Here is a 17,114-nt window from a genome sequence, read left to right on the forward strand (position 1 = left end):
AGCACTGGCGGCTCCTGCTATTTGTAGCCTATTTGTGACATGTCATGAAATAGTCATGAGAAGTGAGAAGTCAGCCTAGAGCGGCGTGTGATGCCTGAGTTGCGCTTCGTGTCCAGGTCAGCCGTGCGAGCCGGGCGGCCAGCACGCCGACCAGCGCGGCCTCGGTGCCGAGCAGGATCCACTCGGCGAGGCCCGCGAGCACCCCGTGCCCGGGGAGCGCCACGTAGGTGATCGCCAACAGGCCGAAACCTCCGGCCAGCGCCAGCCACTCCACGGTCCTGGCCACCGGCCGCCACCGCTCGTCCTCGTCGAACCGCGCCACCAGCAGGCCGCCCGCCACCGGCATCGCCACGAACACGGCGATCGACAGGTAGCGGTACGTCTGGCCGATCAGGTCGGTGCCCGTGCCGGGCAGGACCGGTGGCAGCACCGCGAGAAGGACGAGCCCGGCACCCCACACCCGCATCAGCCGCTCGGCCAGGACACCCACCGGCGCCCCGGTCGCGCGCAACCCGGCGACCAGCGCGAGGGAGGAGATCCCCAGCGACGCCATGACGAACCCGGTGACTCCGCTGCGGTCCAGCGCGGCGTACTCGCTGATGGTCAGATCGAGCGAGTCCTGGTACGGAACCGGGTCGGGCCGCCCCACCGCGACGGCCAGGGCCGCCACCGCGGCCGCCGCGATCCCGGCGCACGCGATCAGGGGGTAGAGCCTTTTCGAGGCGAGCATGGATCAAGTCTGCTCGCGGAAGGAGGTTTCGGGCATCCGGCGGCACCCCTGATCCAACCCTGAGCCGTCCCTGAGACGGCCGGGCCGGGGCGCCCCCTCACGCCCCGGCCCGTCTCAGCGGAGGCCACGGACCTCGGCGTAGCGATCCCTGATCCCGGGCGCGGGGTCGGCCTCGTAGCGCTCGGACCCGCCCGCCTCCCAGGCCGGAGGCTCGTCGCCGCCGAGCAGCCAGGCGGCCTGCCTGGCCGCCCCGTCCGCGACGTACTCCCCCGGCTCGGGAACGACCACAGGCCTCCCGAAGACCGCGGGGGCGATCCGCCGTACGGCCTCGGACCTGGCGCCGCCTCCGATGAGCAGCACCCTGGCCGGGTCGAGCCCGAGGGCGTCGAAGGCGTCGGCGAGGTGGCAGAGCAACCCCTCCACCGCCGCCCTGGCCAGGTGGGCCGGGGTGGAGGTGCCCAGCGTCAGCCCGTGCAGCGACCCCGTGGCCGAGGGCAGGTTCGGGGTGCGCTCGCCCTCCAGGTACGGGACGTAGACGAGGCCGCCGGCCCCCTCGGGCGCCGCCAGGGCCAGCCGGTCGAGCTCGTCGAGGCCGACCCCGAGCAGCCGCGCGGTGGCGTCCAGCACCCTGGCCGCGTTGAGCGTGGCCACCAGCGGCAGGAACCGCCCGGTGGCGTCCGCGAACCCGGCCACGGCGCCGCTCGGGTCGGCGCTCGGGCTGTCGGCGACCGCGAAGGCCGTCCCCGACGTCCCGATCGACACCACCACGTCTCCCGGCAGGGCGCCGACCCCGAGGGCCGCCGCCATGTTGTCGCCCGTCCCCGGCGCGAGCCGCACCGTCCCGTCTCCGAACGCCTTGACCTCTCCCGCGCCGGCGCGGGGCCCCAGCACCTCGGGGAGTTCGGGGAGGGCGCCGAAGGCCGCCCGAAGGAGATCGGTCCGGTACTCCCCGGTCGCGGGCGACCAGTATCCGGTGCCCGACGCGTCACCCCGGTCCGTGACGAACTCCCCGCCCAGCCGCCAGGTGAGCCAGTCGTGCGGCAGGCACACTTTCGCCGTACGACGGGCGGAGTCGGGCTCGTGCTCGGCCAGCCAGCGGAGCTTGGTCACCGTGAACGACGCCACCGGCACGCTGCCGACCGCCTCGGCCCAGCGCTCGGGGCCGCCCAGCTCCCGGACCAGGTCGGCCGCCGCCCCGGCGGAGCGGGTGTCGTTCCAGAGCAGCGCCCTCCTGACCACGTCGCCCGAGTCGTCCAGGCAGACCATGCCGTGCTGCTGCGCGCCGACGCTCATCGCCTCGACGCCGTCCAGCCCGCCCGCCCGGGTGAGCGCCTCCCGCAGCGCCTCCCACCAGGCCTCGGGATCGACCTCGGTGCCCTCCGGGTGGGCCGCGCGGCCCTGGCGGACCAGGGTGCCCGTGCGGGCGTCCCTGATCACCACCTTGCAGCTCTGGGTCGACGAGTCGACCCCGGCCACGAGCGTCATCCGCGGACCCCGAGGAGGTGTTCCATGGCGAGCTGGTTCAGGCGGGTGAAGTGGAAGCCGCGCGCGGCCACCGCTTCGAGGTCGAAGGAGTCGCGGCTCAGGTCCGCGATCGTCTCGCCCGCTGCCAGCGTGGGCTCGGAGAGCTCGGCGACCTTGCTCGCGGCGAGCGCCTCGACGACCTCGGGGTCCGCGCGGAAGGCCCTCGCCTTCTCCTTCAGGATCAGGTACGTGCGCATGTTGGCCGCGGCGGAGACCCAGACGTCCTCGGCGTCCTCGGTGCGCAGCGGCTTGTAGTCGAAGTGCCTGGGGCCCTCGTAGCCACCGTTCTCCAGCAGGTCGACCAGGAAGAAGGCGTTCTTCACGTCGCCGTGGCCGAAGATCAGGTCTTGGTCGTAGCGAGGACCGTGCTGGCCGTTCAGGTCGATGTGGAAGAGCTTGCCGTGCCAGAGTGCCTGCGCGATGCCGTGCGCGAAGTTGAGCCCGGCCATCTCCTCGTGGCCCACCTCGGGGTTGAGGCCGACGCGGTCGGGGTGTTCGAGTTCGTTGATGAACGCGAGCGCGTGGCCGACGGTCGGGAGCAGGATGTCGCCGCGCGGCTCGTTCGGCTTGGGCTCGATGGCGAACCTGAGGTCGTAGCCCTTCTCGATCACGTACGAGGTGAGCAGGTCCATGCCCTCCTTGTAACGGCTGAGCGCGGCCCGGATGTCCTTGGCGGCCCCGGACTCGGAGCCCTCGCGCCCGCCCCAGCAGACGTAGGTGGTCGCACCGAGTTCGGCGGCCAGGTCGATGTTGCGGATGACCTTGCGCAGCGCGTAGCGGCGGACCTCACGGTCGTTGCTGGTGAACGCGCCGTCCTTGAAGACCGGGTGGGTGAACAGGTTGGTGGTGGCCATCGGGACCTTGAGCCCGGTCTCGGCCAGTGCCTTCCTGAAGTTCGCGATGGCCCGGTCCCGGTCGGGCTCGACGGCGAGCAGGTCGTCGTCGTGGAAGGTGACGCCGTACGCGCCGAGCTCCGCGAGCCGGTGAACGCTCTCCACCGGGTCCAGCGGGGCCCGCGACGCGTCACCGAAGGGGTCGCGGGCCTGCCAGCCGACGGTCCAGAGCCCGAAGGTGAAGCGATCTTCGGGCTTGGGGGTGTAGGCGCTCATCTACGTTCCTCCGATTTAATCCACTTTATGGACTTAATATGGATCGGGGTGGTGGGATCGTCAAGAGGTGGATGCTCCATGACACAGGCCGTACGCCATGACTCGATGCGCGCCCGCAACCTCGGCGTGGTCCTCGGCGAGATCCGCAGGAACGGCCCGGTCACCCGGGCGGCGCTGGCCGAGATCACCGGGCTGACGAAGACGACGGTGTCGAAGATGGTCGGCGACCTGATCGAGGCGGGCATGGTCGCCGAGTCCGGCGCGCTGCGGGACGGCGAGCGGGGACGTCCGGGCACGGCGGTGGTGCTCAGCGGGCGGCGGGTCGCCGCGCTCGGTCTGGAGATCAACGTCGACTACCTGTCCGCCTGCGTGGTCGACCTCACCCTCGCGGTGCGGCTCCGATATTCACAGGCTGTGGACAACCGTGCGGCCTCCCCTGTGGAAACCCTTTCCCACCTGGCAGAACTTGCCCACAGGGCTGTGGATGAAGCCCGCCGGGAGGGCCTGGCCGTCGCCGGATCGACCCTCGCGGTGCCCGGTCTCGTGGACGGGGGGCTCGTGCACACCGCCCCCAACCTCGGCTGGCACCACGTCCGCGTCTCCGACCTGCTGGACCTCCCCGTCGAGGTGGACAACGAGGCCAACCTCGCGGCCCTGGGCGAGCTCTGGTTCGGTTCGGCCCCCGGCGACTTCCTGCACGTGTCGGGGGAGATCGGCATCGGCGCGGGCCTGGTGGTGGGCGGCACCCTGTTCCGCGGCGCCCGCGGTCTCGCCGGAGAGCTGGGACACGTGGTCGTCCACCCGGACGGCCCGGCCTGCCGCTGCGGCGGCCGGGGCTGCCTGGAGCGGTACGCCGGCCAGGAGGCCCTGCTCGGAGCCTGCGGCCTGGCCGACGTCCCCGAGCTGCTGGAGAGCCTGCGCGCGGGCGAGCCCGGCGCGCTGGAAGCCTGCGAACGCGCCGGATCCGCGCTCGGCATCGCCCTCACCTCGGCGATCCATCTGATGGATCCCGGCACGATCGTGCTGGGCGGCGTCTTCGCCCCGCTCTTCCCGTGGATCCGCAACCCGGTCCGGCAGGCGATGGCCGCCCGGCTGACCGGGATGCGGCACACCGTCCCCGACCTGACCGTCTCCCGCCTCGGCAGCGACGCCGCGCCCCTGGGCGCCGCCGGACAGATCATCCACCGGGTCCTCGCGAATCCGATCACGACGCTGACGCGTCGCGGTGAGAGCGCCTAGCGGAATCGCCGACACCGCCGACTGACGGGCGTCGAGTTCGTCCCTGCGGCCGGGCGTCGGCCGAGTCACTCCCGAAGCACCTGGGGTACGACGCCGAAGCGGCCTGAAGGCGGTCTGGCTACGAGGGGTTCGAGGTGGGCAGGAGGGCGGTGCAGATCTCCCGTAGCCGGCGGAGCTGGGTGGGGGTCAGGCGGTCGAAGAGGGCCTGGCGGACGGCCTCGACGTGGCCGGGGGCGGCGGCGGTGAGGGCCGCGAACCCCTCGTCGGTGAGGATCGCCCAGCTCACCCGCCTGTCCGCGGCGCACGGCTCGCGCCGCGCCCAGCCGCGCTCCTCCAGCCGTTTCATCGCGTGCGACAGGCGGCTCTGCGAGGAGTTGAGCTCCGTCGCCAGCTCGCTCATCCGCATCATCCGGTCGGGCGCCTCGGAGAGCTTCACCAGCATGGCGTAGTAGGCGTGCGGCATGCCGGAGTCGCGCTGCAGTTGCCGGTCCAGCTCCTCCTGGACGAGCTGCGAGGCGGCCAGGAACGCACGCCAGGTGCGTTGTTCTTCGTCGTCCAACCATCGCGTCACGGAACCAGCTTACTTGAACTCTCAACAAAGCGAGGGTAATCTACTTGAGAGTTCAAGTTTCGGGAGGAACCATGCCGGTCCAGCGGCTCAACCACGCCGTTCTCTTCGTGCGCGACGTCGAGCGCAGCGTCGCCTTCTACCGGGAGGCGCTCGGTTTCAGGGTGGTCATGGGCATGCCGGGCGCCGCGTTCCTGCAGGCCTCCGGGTCCAGCAACGACCACGACCTCGGCCTCTTCGAGCTCGGCGCGCAGGCGGGCCCCTCGGGAGCCGGGCGCTCGACCGTCGGCCTCTACCACCTGGCCTGGGAGGTCGACACCCTGGCCGAGCTGGAGCGGATCGCCGTCAAGCTCGGCGAGCTCAACGCCCTCGTCGGCGCCTCCGACCACTCCACCACCAAGGCCCTTTACGCCAAGGACCCCGACGGGCTGGAGTTCGAGGTCTCCTGGCTGGTCCCCGCCGACCTGCTCACCTCGGAGACGCTGAGCGGGCGCAGCAGCATCAGACCGCTCGACATCGCCAGGGAGAAGGAGCGCTACGGCGCCGACACCCGCGGCGGTCTCGGCGTCTCGATCCCCGTCTGACCGCCTCGGGTGACCGGGCCGTCCAGCACGCGCGACCCGCGTGGGGAGAAGAAAGGTGACCCGGCGGAGGCCTCCCCAGCCCTCCGCCGGATCACGGTCTCCCCGGACCTGCCCACCCGGTTCGGGGATACTCCCTTTTTTACGATTTTCAGCCGCCCATAATTTCCTCACGGGTGTCAGAGCCTGCCGAACCAGTCGCGTACGGCGTCGATTCCGCCGGTCCCGAGGGCGACCATCAGCGCGCACCGGGCCTTCGAGGGCGCCAGGCCGCGGGCCCCGATCGCCCCGACGCGGGCGGCGAGCCCCGTACCGAGGCGCATCTCGTCAAGCGGGACCGCACCGGTACGGCACCTCGACGCGACGACCACGGGGATCCCCCACTCCGTCAGCTCGGCGATCGTCGTGAAGAGCCCGACCGGCACGTTGCCCAGGCCGGTCCCCTCCAGCACGACGCCCTGCGCTCCGGCGTCCACCACGGCGGTGAGCAGCACGGGTTCGATCCCCGGATAGGTCTTGATCAGCGCGACGTCCGACGCCGGGTCCCCACCGAAGGCGGGCGGCCGGCGCGGTGGGGCGGACAGCGTCTCGACCCGGCCACCGGTCAGGAGGCCCAGCACGGGGAAGGGCGCCGACGAGAACCCCGCGACGCTGACGGCGTCGACCTTGGTGACCCAGCGGGCCGCGTGGATCTCGTCGTTCACGCACACGACGGCCCCGGCACCCCGCAGCGCGTCGTCGGCCGCGGCCGCGAGCGCGGAGGCGAGGTTGCGCGGGCCGTCGGGGGAGAACTCGTCCAGGGAGCGGACGGCACCGGTCAGCACGATGGCGCCCTGCTCGGCCGCCCGGCCGGCGAGCAGATCCACCAGGTACGCGGTCTCCTCCAGCGTGTCGGTGCCGTGGGTGATCACGACACCGTCGAATCCGCGGTCCAGGATGGCCGAGCGCGCCCTGCGGGCCAGCTCCAGCATGGTCGTGGGGGACATGTCCCAGCTGGGTTCCGCCATCACGTCCTCGGCCACCACGTCCGCCGCGACCGTGCCGGGCGGGAGCGCGCTCAGGAGTTCGGCCCCCGAGGCGACGCCCGGACGGACGGCATCGTAGGAGTGGGCGATGGTGTCACCGGTCGCCAGCAGCAGCACACGCTTCAAGGACGGAATCCCTTCGACGGGCCATGTTCGGTCACCTCTATTTATAACCCACAGATACCCCCTTTGGGGTTATGTTCGGGCGGCGCGGTCCAGAGCGAACGGCGCACCGGACGGGGAACACGGGCGGGCTCCCGCGATGACAGAAGGTCCGGGCGAGGAAATCCCGGTAGCACGTGACGAAATCGGGCTGCCGAGAGCATGCCGCCGCGAAGAGCACCCCGGCCCTGCCGGGAATGGTGGGGTAAACCCCACCTTTTTCCGGGATACCTCGCCCATGTGCCCTGACCGCCGCGGTCCCTACGGTGGTCCCATGAGCGGCATCGAGGCGACCACCCCCTGGTCGAGGATCAGCGCCCACTGGTCGGCCCGGACCTGGCTCCGCACCGCGCACCTGGTCACGGGCCTGCCGATCGCCCTGCTGGGCGCGGCGGTGATCGTGGGGCTGACCGTGGCGTCGGTGCTGTTCGTGTGGACCGTGGTGGTCCCGGTGATCGCGCTGCTGCTGTTCTTCTGGGTCGTCCGGCTGCTCACCCGGGTGCAGCGGTCCCGGTTCGCCGCCTTCCTCGACGTCGACATCCCCCCGGTCCCGCGCCGCCCGCTGAGCGGGAACCCCTTCGGGCGGCTGCTCCAGGAGGCCAGGACGCGGAGCACCTGGCGCCGGCTCTCGTACCACCTGCTGGCTCCGCTGATCAGCGGCGTCGGCGCCGCCTCGGTCGTCGGGGCGTGGGCGGGCGGCCTGGTCACCGCCGCGCTCGCGACGCGGAGCTGGGCGATGGGGGAGACCTGGCAGAGCACGGTGTTCGTCCTCGTCTCGGGGACGCTGCTCGTCTCCGGACCGTGGGTGGCCCGCGGATTCGCGGTGCTGGACGTGATCGCCGCCGAGGCCCTGCTCGGGCCCAGCCTCAGCGACCAGCTGGTGCTGCGGGTCGAGACGCTGCGGGAGAGTCGGGCCGGGGTGGTCGACGCCGCGGACGCCGAGCGCCGCCGCATCGAACGGGACCTGCACGACGGCACCCAGCAGCGGCTGGTGTCGCTGGCGATGAACCTGGGCATGGCCCGCGCGACCCTCACCGACCTGCCCGAGCCGGCCCGCGAGGTGATCGTGCAGGCGCACGAGGAGGCCAAGCAGGCGCTGAAGGAGCTGCGCGACCTCGTCCGGGGGCTGCACCCGGCCGTGCTCAACGACCAGGGCCTGGACGCGGCACTGTCCGGCCTCGCCGCGCGTGCCCCTTTCCCCGTGCGGCTGGACGTCGACATCTCCGAGCGGGTCTCCGCCACGGTCGAGGCGGTGGCGTTCTTCGTCGTCTCCGAGGCACTGACCAACATCACCAAGCACGCGCGGGCGTCCGGCGCCGAGGTCACGGTGGAGCGGCGCGGCGACCGGCTGTACCTGGCCGTCCACGACGACGGCCAGGGCGGCGCGGACCCCGACCTGGGCACGGGGCTGCGCGGCCTGGCCCACCGGGTCGGCTCCGTGGACGGCATCCTGTACGTCGACAGCCCGCCGGGCGGGCCGACGACGATCAGAGTGGAGCTACCGTGCGCGTAGTGCTCGCCGAGGACTCCGTACTACTGCGAGAGGGGCTCATCCGCCTGCTCGGCTCGGCGGGCATCGAGGTGGTGGCCGCCGTCTCCGACGCCGAGGGGCTGCTGCGCGCCGTGGACGAACACGTTCCCGATCTCGTCGTCACCGACGTGCGGATGCCGCCCACGCACACCGACGAGGGCCTGCGCGCCGCGCTCGTACTCCGCCGCCAGCGGCCTACGCTCGCGATCCTGGTGCTCTCCCAGTACGTCGAGGAGCGCTACGCCACCCAGCTGCTGTCCACCGCGACCAGCGGGATCGGCTACCTGCTCAAGGATCGGGTGGCCGACGTCGAGGAGTTCCTCGACGCGCTGCGCCGGATCGCCGCCGGAGGCACCGCGCTGGACCCCGAGGTGGTCGCCCAGCTCCTGCTGCGCAGGCACAGCGACCCGCTGGACCGGCTGACCCGCAGGGAGCACGAGGTGCTCTCGCTGATCGCGGAGGGCCGGTCCAACACCGGGATCGCCGAGGCCCTGGTGGTCTCGGAGAGCGCGGTCGGAAAGCACATCAACAACATCTTCACCAAGCTCGACCTCTCCGGCGCCGACAAGGACCACCGCCGGGTACTCGCCGTCCTGCGATTCCTGAAGGTTTGAGAGAACATGCCGATACGGAGCAACACCAGAAAGGCCTGGATCGTCGTGGGCGGTGCGCTCACCGCACTCACCGTGGGCATCACCTCCATCGCGGCGTGGAGCGAGGTCACCCAGGCCCGCCGGGTCGCCGAGACCACGCTGCGGTCCCACGCGCTCACCTCCCCGGGGATCGTCGTGGAGACCACCGGTCACGTCAACGTCTCGGTCGTCGGTGGCGCCGATCGGCGGCTGGACCTGGAGCGGACGCTCCAGTGGACCCTGGACCGGCCCGTGGTCACCGAGGACTGGGACGGGCGGACGCTCACGATCGGCGTCCGCTGCCCCGGCGGCGACCGTCCAGACGGCCCGAACTGCCGGGCCGACTACACCCTGATCCTGCCCATGACCACCGACGTCGAGGTGACGAGCCGCTTCGGGACCGTGTCGGCCAGCGGCGTCCAGGGCGACCTGCGCCTCTCGACCACCGCCGGCGACGTGGTCGTGGACGACTCACAGGGCGCGCTGCGGGTGCGGGCGGAGATCGGAAACGTGAGCGGCACCGGCCTGCGGTCCGCCGGGACCGACGTCGAGACCGGCACGGGGAACGTCGATCTGGGATTCGCGGCCCCGCCCGGCGACGTCAGGGCCGTGGTGCGGACGGCCGGGGACGTGGAGGTCAGGGTGCCGGACGAGGACGGTTACGACGTGCGGGCCGGCGACCGGAACGCGATCATCCAGGTGCGGCGCGACTCCGCAGCCCCTCGGCGGATCACCACCGTGACCGCGGCGGGCGAGCTCCGCATCCTCCCCTTGTGATCCGTTCCCTCGCCGACGACGTATTGCGCACACAGGTTTGACCGGGACAAAACCAGTACGTGGCCCTCTCCACCCGCCTGCGGGACTTGAATTGGAATCATGCTTCCCTCCGACGACCCGCGGGGCCAGGCGGTCATCGACATCGCGTCGCGGCTCTTCGCCGCGTTCGGCTACGACGGCACGTCGCTGCACGACATCGCGGAGGCCTCGGGGGAGGACCTGGCGTGGTTACAGCAGCGGTTCGGCGACAAACGTGAGCTCTACCTGACCGTCGTCGACCACGGCAGCCAGATGGAGCGCGGCATCGTGGCGGATGTGCTCGGCGCGCTCCCCGCCGCCGACCCCGAGGAGGCCCGCGCCGTCGTGTACCGGCTCTCGACGCGCCTTCTGGAGTTCTTCCTCGCCAACCCGCAGGTCCCCTCGCTGTGGGCACACCGCTGGCTCGGCGACGCCGCCGACATCCCCGGACTTGAGGAGACCTACAGGGACCCCGTCATCGACCTCGTCTGCGACGCGTTGCGCCCCGCCGCGGAGGCCGGCCTGATCGACGACCGGGTGAACCTGGAACTGACGGTGCAGACGCTGATCTGGAGCGTGTCCGGGTTCATGCACGGCGAGATCAACGCCGACGGCCACGGTCCCGCCTCCACCGACCCGCAGGCGCTGCAGCCCTTCCTCGCCCATCTCCGGCAGCTGATCGACCGCATGCTGACTCCGCGCGGCGCCTGAGGGCGTGCGCGGGGAGGTCTCCGACGGTTCCGGAGGGCCGGGCGGCATGCCCTCGTTGTCGCCGTTCATGGACGCGGGGGTGGTCCTCTCGACGCCGACCCCCGGCCATGCCCAGAATGTCGGTGAGGTGTTTCCGTCGGCCAGGACGTTCCTCGCGTCCCGACGACCGCAAGAACCAACGGGGGTTTGTCAAAGGATGACCGCAATGACCGTCTCAGCTCGGGGTGAGACCCTGGCCTTTCCCGGCGGCTTCGTCTGGGGTGCGGCCACCGCCGCGTACCAGATCGAGGGCGCCGCGCAGGACGACGGGCGCGGCCCGTCGATCTGGGACACCTTCTCCCACACGCCCGGCAGGACCGCCGGCGGCCACACCGGCGACGAGGCCTGCGATCACTACCACCGCTACGCCGACGACGTCCGGATGATGGCCGAGCTGGGCCTCGGGGCGTACCGGTTCTCGGTGGCCTGGCCCCGGATCCAGCCATCGGGATCGGGACCCGCCAACGCCGCCGGGCTCGACTTCTACGACCGGCTGGTGGACGAACTGCTGGCGGCCGACATCGCGCCGTACGTGACGCTCTACCACTGGGATCTCCCCCAGGCGCTGGAGGACCTCGGCGGGTGGACCAACCGCGACACGGCCTACCGCTTCGCCGACTACACGCGGGCCGTGCACGACCGGCTCGGCGACCGCGTCGGGACGTGGATGACGATCAACGAACCGTGGGTGGCCGCGGTGCTGGGGTACGGCATCGGCGTGCACGCGCCGGGCCGTGCGTCGGCGGCGGAGGCCTTCCGCGCCTCCCACCATCTCCTGCTCGCCCACGGGCTGGGCGCCCGGGTGCTGCGCGAGGCGGGCGCCCGCGAGATCGCGCTCACCCTGAACCTCGCACCGGTGATCACGCCCGGCCAGGTGAGCGACCCGGACCTCGTGCCGTCCGCCGAGGACGCCGAGGCGGTGAACCGGGTCGACTGCCTCATCAACCGGCAGTTCCTCGACCCCGCCCTGCGCGGGAGCTATCCGGAACCGGTACTCGCGATCATGGACCGCGTGGGCGGGCTCGGCCACGTCCGCGACGGCGACCTCGAAGCGATCAACCAGCCCGTCGACCTGCTCGGGATCAACTACTACACGCCCTGCGTGGTGCGATCGGAGCCCGGCGAGCCTTCCAACGCCGCCTACCCCGGCACCGAGGACATCCTGTTCAGCGGCGCCCACGCCCCGACGACCGCGATGGGCTGGGCGATCGTGCCGACCGGGCTCTCCCAACTGCTCACCCGGCTCTCGCGCGACTACCCCGAGGTCGGCCTGCTGGTCACCGAGAACGGCGCCGCGTTCGACGACGTGGTGACGGGCGACCAGGTGCACGACACCGACAGGACCGCCTTCTTCGAGGGCCACCTGCGGGCCGCGCACGCCGCCATCGAGGCCGGTTCGGATCTGCGCGGCTTCCTGGTCTGGTCGCTGCTGGACAACTTCGAGTGGGCCGAGGGGTACGACAAGCGCTTCGGGATCGTGCACGTCGACTTCGAGACGCAGCGGCGGCTGCCCAAGGACAGCGCGCTCTGGTACCGCGAGGTGATCCGGCACAACGGACTGCACCGCGAGCGTGTCCGGCGTCCCACGCTGGAGGCGGTCGCCGCCCGCGCCGGCGTGTCGAGGTCGACGGTCTCCCGGGTGATCAACGGTGAGGACACGGTCAGCGACGAGTTCCGCGCCATCGTCCTGAACGCGGTCAACGAGCTGGGCTACGTGCCCAACTCGGCGGCCCGTTCCCTGGTGACCAGGCGCACCGACTCGATCGCGCTGGTCGTCTCCGACTCCCCGGCCGGGGCGCACGCCGACGACCCGCTGTTCTCCGCGATCGTCCGCTCGGCCACCCGGTGTCTGGAGGAGGCGGGCAAGCGGGTCACCCTCATGCTCGCCGACTCGGCCGAAGGCCGGCTCCGAGTCGAGCGGTACGCCGCCTCGGGGCACCTGGACGGGGTGGTGCTCAACTCGACGCTGAGCTCCGACCCGCTACCCGCCGCGCTGGCCCGTACCGGCGTCCCCGTCGTGTCGCTCGGCAGGCCCGCGGTGTCGGTGCCCTCCTCGTACGCCGACATCGACAACGCCGGCGGCGCCGCCTCCGCGGTCAGGCACCTGCTCGCCCGGGGACGACGGCGGATCGCCGCGATCGCCGGTCCCCCGGACACGATCGCCGCGCAGGACCGGCTCAGGGGATACCGCGAGGCACTGCGCGACACCGGGCACCGGTCGATCATCGCCGTCGGCGACCTCACCCTCGCCTCGGGCGCGGACGCGATGCGCCAGCTGCTGCGGGACGACCCGGCGCTCGACGCGGTCTTCGTGGCCGGCGACCTGATGGCGATCGGCGCCCTGCGGGTGCTGAGCGAGTCGGGGCGACGGGTGCCCGACGACGTCGCGATCGCGGGGTTCGACGACATCGAGGCCGCCTCCCACACCGTTCCCGCGCTCACCACGGTACGCGCGCCCAGGACGGACCAGGCACGGGCGGCGGTGCGCCTGCTCCTGCGCCAGATCGACGGAGGCCCCGCCTCGTCGACGATCCTGCCCACCGAGCTGGTCATCCGGGAGTCCACCTGACACACCGGCCGCGGGCCCCGGTCAGCGGAAGGTCCGCAGGTACGCCTTGCGTTCGTCCGGGGTCGGTTCGCGGATGGTGCGGTCACGGGCGAGCCTGAGCACCTCATCCATCGGGCCGCACACGTCGCACCGCCAGACCCGCACCGTGGCGTCGCCGTGCGCGGTGACGAGGTCACGGCTGTCCCGGGCGAACTCCACGCTCTCGACGGAGGCGCCGTAACCATGGAAGACCACCGGCTCGCCCACACCCTCGGCCGCCCAGATCCTGACCGTGTTGTCGTTGCCGCTGCTGGCCACCCACCGCCCGTCGGGGCTGAAGGACACGCTCCACACCAACCCCCGGTGGCCGCGGAGCACGAGCGGCTCACCGCGTCCCGAGAGGTCCCAGACCCGGACGGTACCGTCGCTGCCGCCGCTGGCCAGCCGCCGTCCGTCCGGGCTGAAGGACACACCCCACACCATCCCCTGGTGGCCGCGGAGCACCACCGGCTCGCCGTGCCCCGAGACGTCCCAGACCCGGACGGTGCCGTCCTCACCCGCGCTCGCGACCCGCCGCCCGTCGGGGCCGAAGGCGACCTGCCTGACCAACCCCCGGTGGCCGCGGAGCACGAGCGGCTCTCCACCTCCCGAGAGGTCCCAGACCCGGACCGTGCCGTCGCTGCCCCCGCTGACCAGCCGCCGCCCGTCCGGGCTGAACGCGACGTTCCACACCGTCTCCAGGTGACCGCGGAGCGCGATCGGCTCACCGCGTCCGGAGGCGTCCCAGACCCGGACCACGCCGTCCCGCGTGGCGCTCGCCACCTGCCGCCCGTCCGGGCTGAAGGAGACGCCGAGCATCTCCCCGCCACCGGGACTCAGCACCACCGTACCGCCCTTGCCGGTGACGTCCCCGATGCGGACCGTCCCGTCACTGCCGGCGTCGGCCACCCGCCGTCCATCCGGGCTGAGCGCCGCGTCCCATACCTCTCCGGTGTGACCACGCATGATGACGGCGTCGCCCACCGCCGTCACGTCCCAGAGCCGCACGGTGCCGTCATCGCTCGCGCTGGCCAGTATCCGGCCGTCGGGGCTGAAGTCGACGCTCCACACGGTCCCCCGGTGACCGCTCAGCAGCAGGGGGGCGATGGTGTCGCCCGCGCTCCAGACGTTGACCGTGCCGTCGTTGCCCACGCTGGCGATCCTGCGCCCGTCGCGGCTGAACGCCACCCCCTCCACGGTGCCGTCGTGCCCGCGCAGCACCATGGAGGAACCGTCGCCCGGTATGTCCCACAGCCGCGCGGTGCCGTCGGTGCTCGCGCTCACCAGGCGCCGGCCGTCCGGGCTGAACGCCACGTTCTCCACCGAGTTCTCGTGCCCCCGCAGCACGGTGGGCCGTGCCTCGCCCTCCGGGTCCCAGAGCCGCACCGTGCCGTCGCCGCCCCCGGTGGCCAGGTGCCGGCCGTCCGGGCTGAACGCCACCCCCAGGGCCCGTCCCCTGTGTCCGCGGAGCACGGCCGAGGGGGCCTCGGCGCCGGCCCATCCGCCGCCGCCCGCCTTCCACACCCGTACCGTGCCGTCGTCGCCGGCACTGGCCAGGCGCCGCCCGTCCGGGCTGAAGGACACGTTCCAGACCTCTCCCGCGTGCCCCCGGAGAACCGCGGGCCGGTCACCACCGGTCAGATCCCACACCCGTACGGTGCCGTCGACACCGGCGGTGGCCAGGTAGCGCCCGTCGGGGCTGAACACCGGGCTCCACGCCTGGCCTTCGTGCCCCCGCAGCACGACCGGGTCCCCCGCCGGCAGGCCCCGCCCGGTCGTCCGCCACACCCGTACGGTCCCGTCACCACTGCTCGTGGCCAGCAGGCGCCCGTCCGGGGAGAAGGCGACACCGCAGACCTTGCCCCCGTCGACGGGCAGGATGAGGCGCACCCGGGAGTCGACGACCGCCTGCCGCAGGATCGCGGCGGCCTCGGCGGTGGGGCTGACCTCGTATGCCCGCCGGGCCATCAGCAGGCTGAGCTGGGGGTCGAGCTGGAGCTGTCCCCGGGCGTCGGCGGCGAGCTGGCGGGAGTAGGCGAGATTCTGCTCGTACCTGGCCCGATCCGCCTGGACGAGGGCCATCACCGCCAGCGCGCAGACCACCATGCCGACCGCCGTCACGCTGATCAGCAGACGGCGGGCCCGCCGGCCGGCCGCCGCGCGCTCGCGGGCCTCGCGCGCCCGCGCGGCCTCCAGGAAGGCGCGCTCGGAGTCGTTGAGCCGGTCGAGCTCGCGACCGTCCCAGGCGGTCAGGCGTATCCCCCGGTAGAGCAGCTCGTCCGCACGCCCGTGCTGCTCCCACTCCGCCGCGGCCTCGGTGAGACGCCGGTGCAGGCGCACCAGCTCCCGATCCTCGGCGAGCCAGCCCCGCAGCCTGGGCCACGAGCGGATGACCGCCTCGTGCGCCACCTGGACGCTGTCCTCGTCGACGGTGAGCAGCCTGGCCTCAGTGAGCCTGGTCAGCACGGTCGCCACCGCCGTGCCGTTCGGTCCGGACAGCAGCTCGGCGGGAGCGACGCGGCGGCGAGTGTCCTCGGTACCCTCGCCCAGCGCGGTCAGGCGCAGGAACACGTTCTTGACCAGAGGTCGCTCCCGGTCGCCGGTCTCGTCGTAGACCCGCTCGGCGCTCTGCGCGATCGCCCCCTGGATGCCACCGGCGGCGCGGTACCCGGCCAGTGTCATCGCGTCGCCTCTACGCCGCTTCCACGTCTCCAGCAGCGCGTGCGAGAGCAGCGGCAACGCCCCCGGCTCCCGGCGGCAGTCGCCGAGGATCGCCTCGACCAGCGCCCGGTCGACCTTGAGCCCGGCCCGGGCCGCCGGTCCCGTGACCACCTGCCGCAGATCCTCCTCGTCCATGGGGCCGATCAGCAGCTGCCGGTCGCGCAACGCGGCCACCAGCGGCGGGTACTCCGCGCACCGGGCGTAGAAGTCCGCACGAGCCCCCAGCACCACCCGCGCCCGGCCGTCGGTACCGTCCGCCGCGGTGAGCAGCCAGTCGAGAAAGGCCATCCGCTCCCGCTCGTCGCGGCAGAGCGTGAAGACCTCCTCGAACTGGTCGACCACTATCACGGCGCGTGCCGATTTCGGCCGTCCCTCAAGCAACTGGCCGATGTCGAGGCGGGCGCTCCCGTCCTCGGCCAGCAGCCCCGCGTGCAGCACCGAGGCACCGGTCCCCATCTCGTTCGCCATGGCGATCGCGAGCTCCTCCAGCGGATGCTCCCCCGGGGTCAGCAGCAGCGTCGGCCACGCCTTGCTCCCCCGCAGTGCCCCGTCCCACAGCGCCGGCAGCAGACCCGCCCGCAGCAGCGAGGACTTGCCGCTCCCCGACGGGCCGAAGACCGCCAGCAGCGAGGTGTCCTCCAGCCGCGCGCACAACTCACCGACCAGTTCCCGGCGCCCGAAGAACCGGTCGGCGTCACCGGGATCGAAGGTCACCAGCCCCAGGTACGGGGCGTCCGCGTCCTTGTCGGCCCGCTCGGCCGCGTCGGCCGAGGCGAACTCCGCGGCCAGCGTCCGCCACCGCTTCTCCCAGAGCTCGGCATCGCCGCCGCACGCCCCGACGTAGGCCAGGGTGACCGCGAGGGTGGGGAAGATCTCCCCACCGGCCGCCTCCGACAGTGCGGTCACCGAGTAGTGCGCACGCCGGGACAGCTCCCGGTAACTCGGCCGCCCGGCCTCGGTCCGCAGCCGCCGCAGCTCTGACGCGAACCGCTGCAGCGGGCCCGCGTCGGGATCGAGAGCCCTTTCCGGTCGCCCCATTCAGCCCCCGCCGACACACGATCGTCGCTCGACTTCTCCCGAAGATCGATTCTGGACAAGCGAGATGCAACCATGCCTGGCCCTACAGGTCCAGTGGATGGCGGGAATCCCTGGTGGGCACG

The 17,114-nt window shown here is 72.4% G+C and carries 13 protein-coding genes and 1 pseudogene; 8 read left to right on the forward strand and 6 right to left on the reverse strand.

Annotated features, from left to right (window positions below):
• Window positions 1–70: 70 nt before the first annotated feature.
• The 3 genes from AB0J58_RS06600 to xylA form a co-directional block, all read right to left on the reverse strand.
• Window positions 71–730 (reverse strand): DUF998 domain-containing protein, encoded by a 660-nt coding sequence (locus tag AB0J58_RS06600; RefSeq protein WP_364211133.1) that lies wholly within the window; start codon window positions 728–730, stop codon window positions 71–73.
• Window positions 731–844: 114 nt separating this feature from the next.
• Window positions 845–2,215, reverse strand: coding sequence for a xylulokinase (xylB, locus tag AB0J58_RS06605; protein WP_364211136.1), 1,371 nt, complete (start codon window positions 2,213–2,215; stop codon window positions 845–847).
• Complete coding sequence (gene xylA / locus AB0J58_RS06610) at window positions 2,212–3,363, reverse strand: xylose isomerase (RefSeq protein WP_343961549.1); 1,152 nt, start codon at window positions 3,361–3,363, stop codon at window positions 2,212–2,214. The genes xylB and xylA overlap by 4 nt, the downstream gene beginning before the upstream one ends.
• Before the next feature lie 78 nt (window positions 3,364–3,441).
• Here xylA and AB0J58_RS06615 point away from each other — a divergent pair, with 78 nt between their 5' ends.
• The gene (locus AB0J58_RS06615) at window positions 3,442–4,602 is read left to right on the forward strand and encodes an ROK family transcriptional regulator (RefSeq protein WP_364211139.1); all 1,161 of its coding nucleotides are present in this window, start codon (window positions 3,442–3,444) and stop codon (window positions 4,600–4,602) included.
• Window positions 4,603–4,720: 118 nt separating this feature from the next.
• Here the strand turns inward: AB0J58_RS06615 and AB0J58_RS06620 are convergent, their stop codons facing one another.
• Window positions 4,721–5,173: a MarR family transcriptional regulator gene (locus AB0J58_RS06620; protein WP_364211142.1), complete on the reverse strand. Its 453-nt coding sequence runs from the start codon at window positions 5,171–5,173 to the stop codon at window positions 4,721–4,723.
• Window positions 5,174–5,244: 71 nt separating this feature from the next.
• Here AB0J58_RS06620 and AB0J58_RS06625 point away from each other — a divergent pair, with 71 nt between their 5' ends.
• A complete protein-coding gene (locus AB0J58_RS06625; RefSeq protein ID WP_364211145.1) occupies window positions 5,245–5,754 on the forward strand; it encodes a VOC family protein in 510 nt (169 codons plus the stop codon).
• 176 nt (window positions 5,755–5,930) lie between these two features.
• On the opposite strand, the gene AB0J58_RS06630 is transcribed toward AB0J58_RS06625, so the two are convergent.
• The gene (locus AB0J58_RS06630) at window positions 5,931–6,893 is read right to left on the reverse strand and encodes an asparaginase (RefSeq protein ID WP_364211470.1); all 963 of its coding nucleotides are present in this window, start codon (window positions 6,891–6,893) and stop codon (window positions 5,931–5,933) included.
• Between the two features lie 319 nt (window positions 6,894–7,212).
• On the opposite strand from AB0J58_RS06630, the gene AB0J58_RS06635 reads away from it, so the two are divergent.
• The 6 genes and pseudogenes from AB0J58_RS06635 (at window position 7,213) to AB0J58_RS06660 (ending at window position 13,215) form a co-directional block, all read left to right on the forward strand.
• The gene (locus AB0J58_RS06635) at window positions 7,213–8,451 is read left to right on the forward strand and encodes a histidine kinase (RefSeq protein WP_364211148.1); all 1,239 of its coding nucleotides are present in this window, start codon (window positions 7,213–7,215) and stop codon (window positions 8,449–8,451) included.
• Window positions 8,442–9,083: a response regulator transcription factor gene (locus tag AB0J58_RS06640; protein ID WP_343961538.1), complete on the forward strand. Its 642-nt coding sequence runs from the start codon at window positions 8,442–8,444 to the stop codon at window positions 9,081–9,083. Before AB0J58_RS06635 ends, AB0J58_RS06640 begins: the two co-directional genes overlap by 10 nt.
• A gap of 6 nt (window positions 9,084–9,089) precedes the next feature.
• Complete coding sequence (locus AB0J58_RS06645; protein WP_364211152.1) at window positions 9,090–9,878, forward strand: hypothetical protein; 789 nt, start codon at window positions 9,090–9,092, stop codon at window positions 9,876–9,878.
• A 99-nt stretch (window positions 9,879–9,977) separates the two neighbouring features.
• Window positions 9,978–10,607, forward strand: coding sequence for a TetR/AcrR family transcriptional regulator (locus AB0J58_RS06650; protein ID WP_364211155.1), 630 nt, complete (start codon window positions 9,978–9,980; stop codon window positions 10,605–10,607).
• A gap of 205 nt (window positions 10,608–10,812) precedes the next feature.
• A pseudogene (locus AB0J58_RS06655) lies at window positions 10,813–12,207 on the forward strand (GH1 family beta-glucosidase); the annotation flags it as partial.
• Window positions 12,187–13,215 carry a LacI family DNA-binding transcriptional regulator gene (locus AB0J58_RS06660; RefSeq protein WP_364211473.1) on the forward strand — a complete coding sequence of 343 codons (1,029 nt, stop codon included), beginning with the start codon at window positions 12,187–12,189 and terminating at the stop codon, window positions 13,213–13,215. The pseudogene AB0J58_RS06655 and the gene AB0J58_RS06660, both read left to right, overlap by 21 nt.
• A 21-nt stretch (window positions 13,216–13,236) precedes the next feature.
• Here AB0J58_RS06660 and AB0J58_RS06665 read toward each other — a convergent pair whose 3' ends face one another.
• Window positions 13,237–16,992, reverse strand: a complete 3,756-nt coding sequence (locus tag AB0J58_RS06665) for a hypothetical protein (RefSeq protein ID WP_364211158.1) — start codon at window positions 16,990–16,992, stop codon at window positions 13,237–13,239.
• Window positions 16,993–17,114 lie beyond the last annotated feature (122 nt).

Source organism: Streptosporangium sp. NPDC049644 (genome assembly GCF_040675205.1).
GTDB classification, from domain to species: Bacteria; Actinomycetota; Actinomycetes; order Streptosporangiales; family Streptosporangiaceae; genus Streptosporangium; species Streptosporangium fukuiense.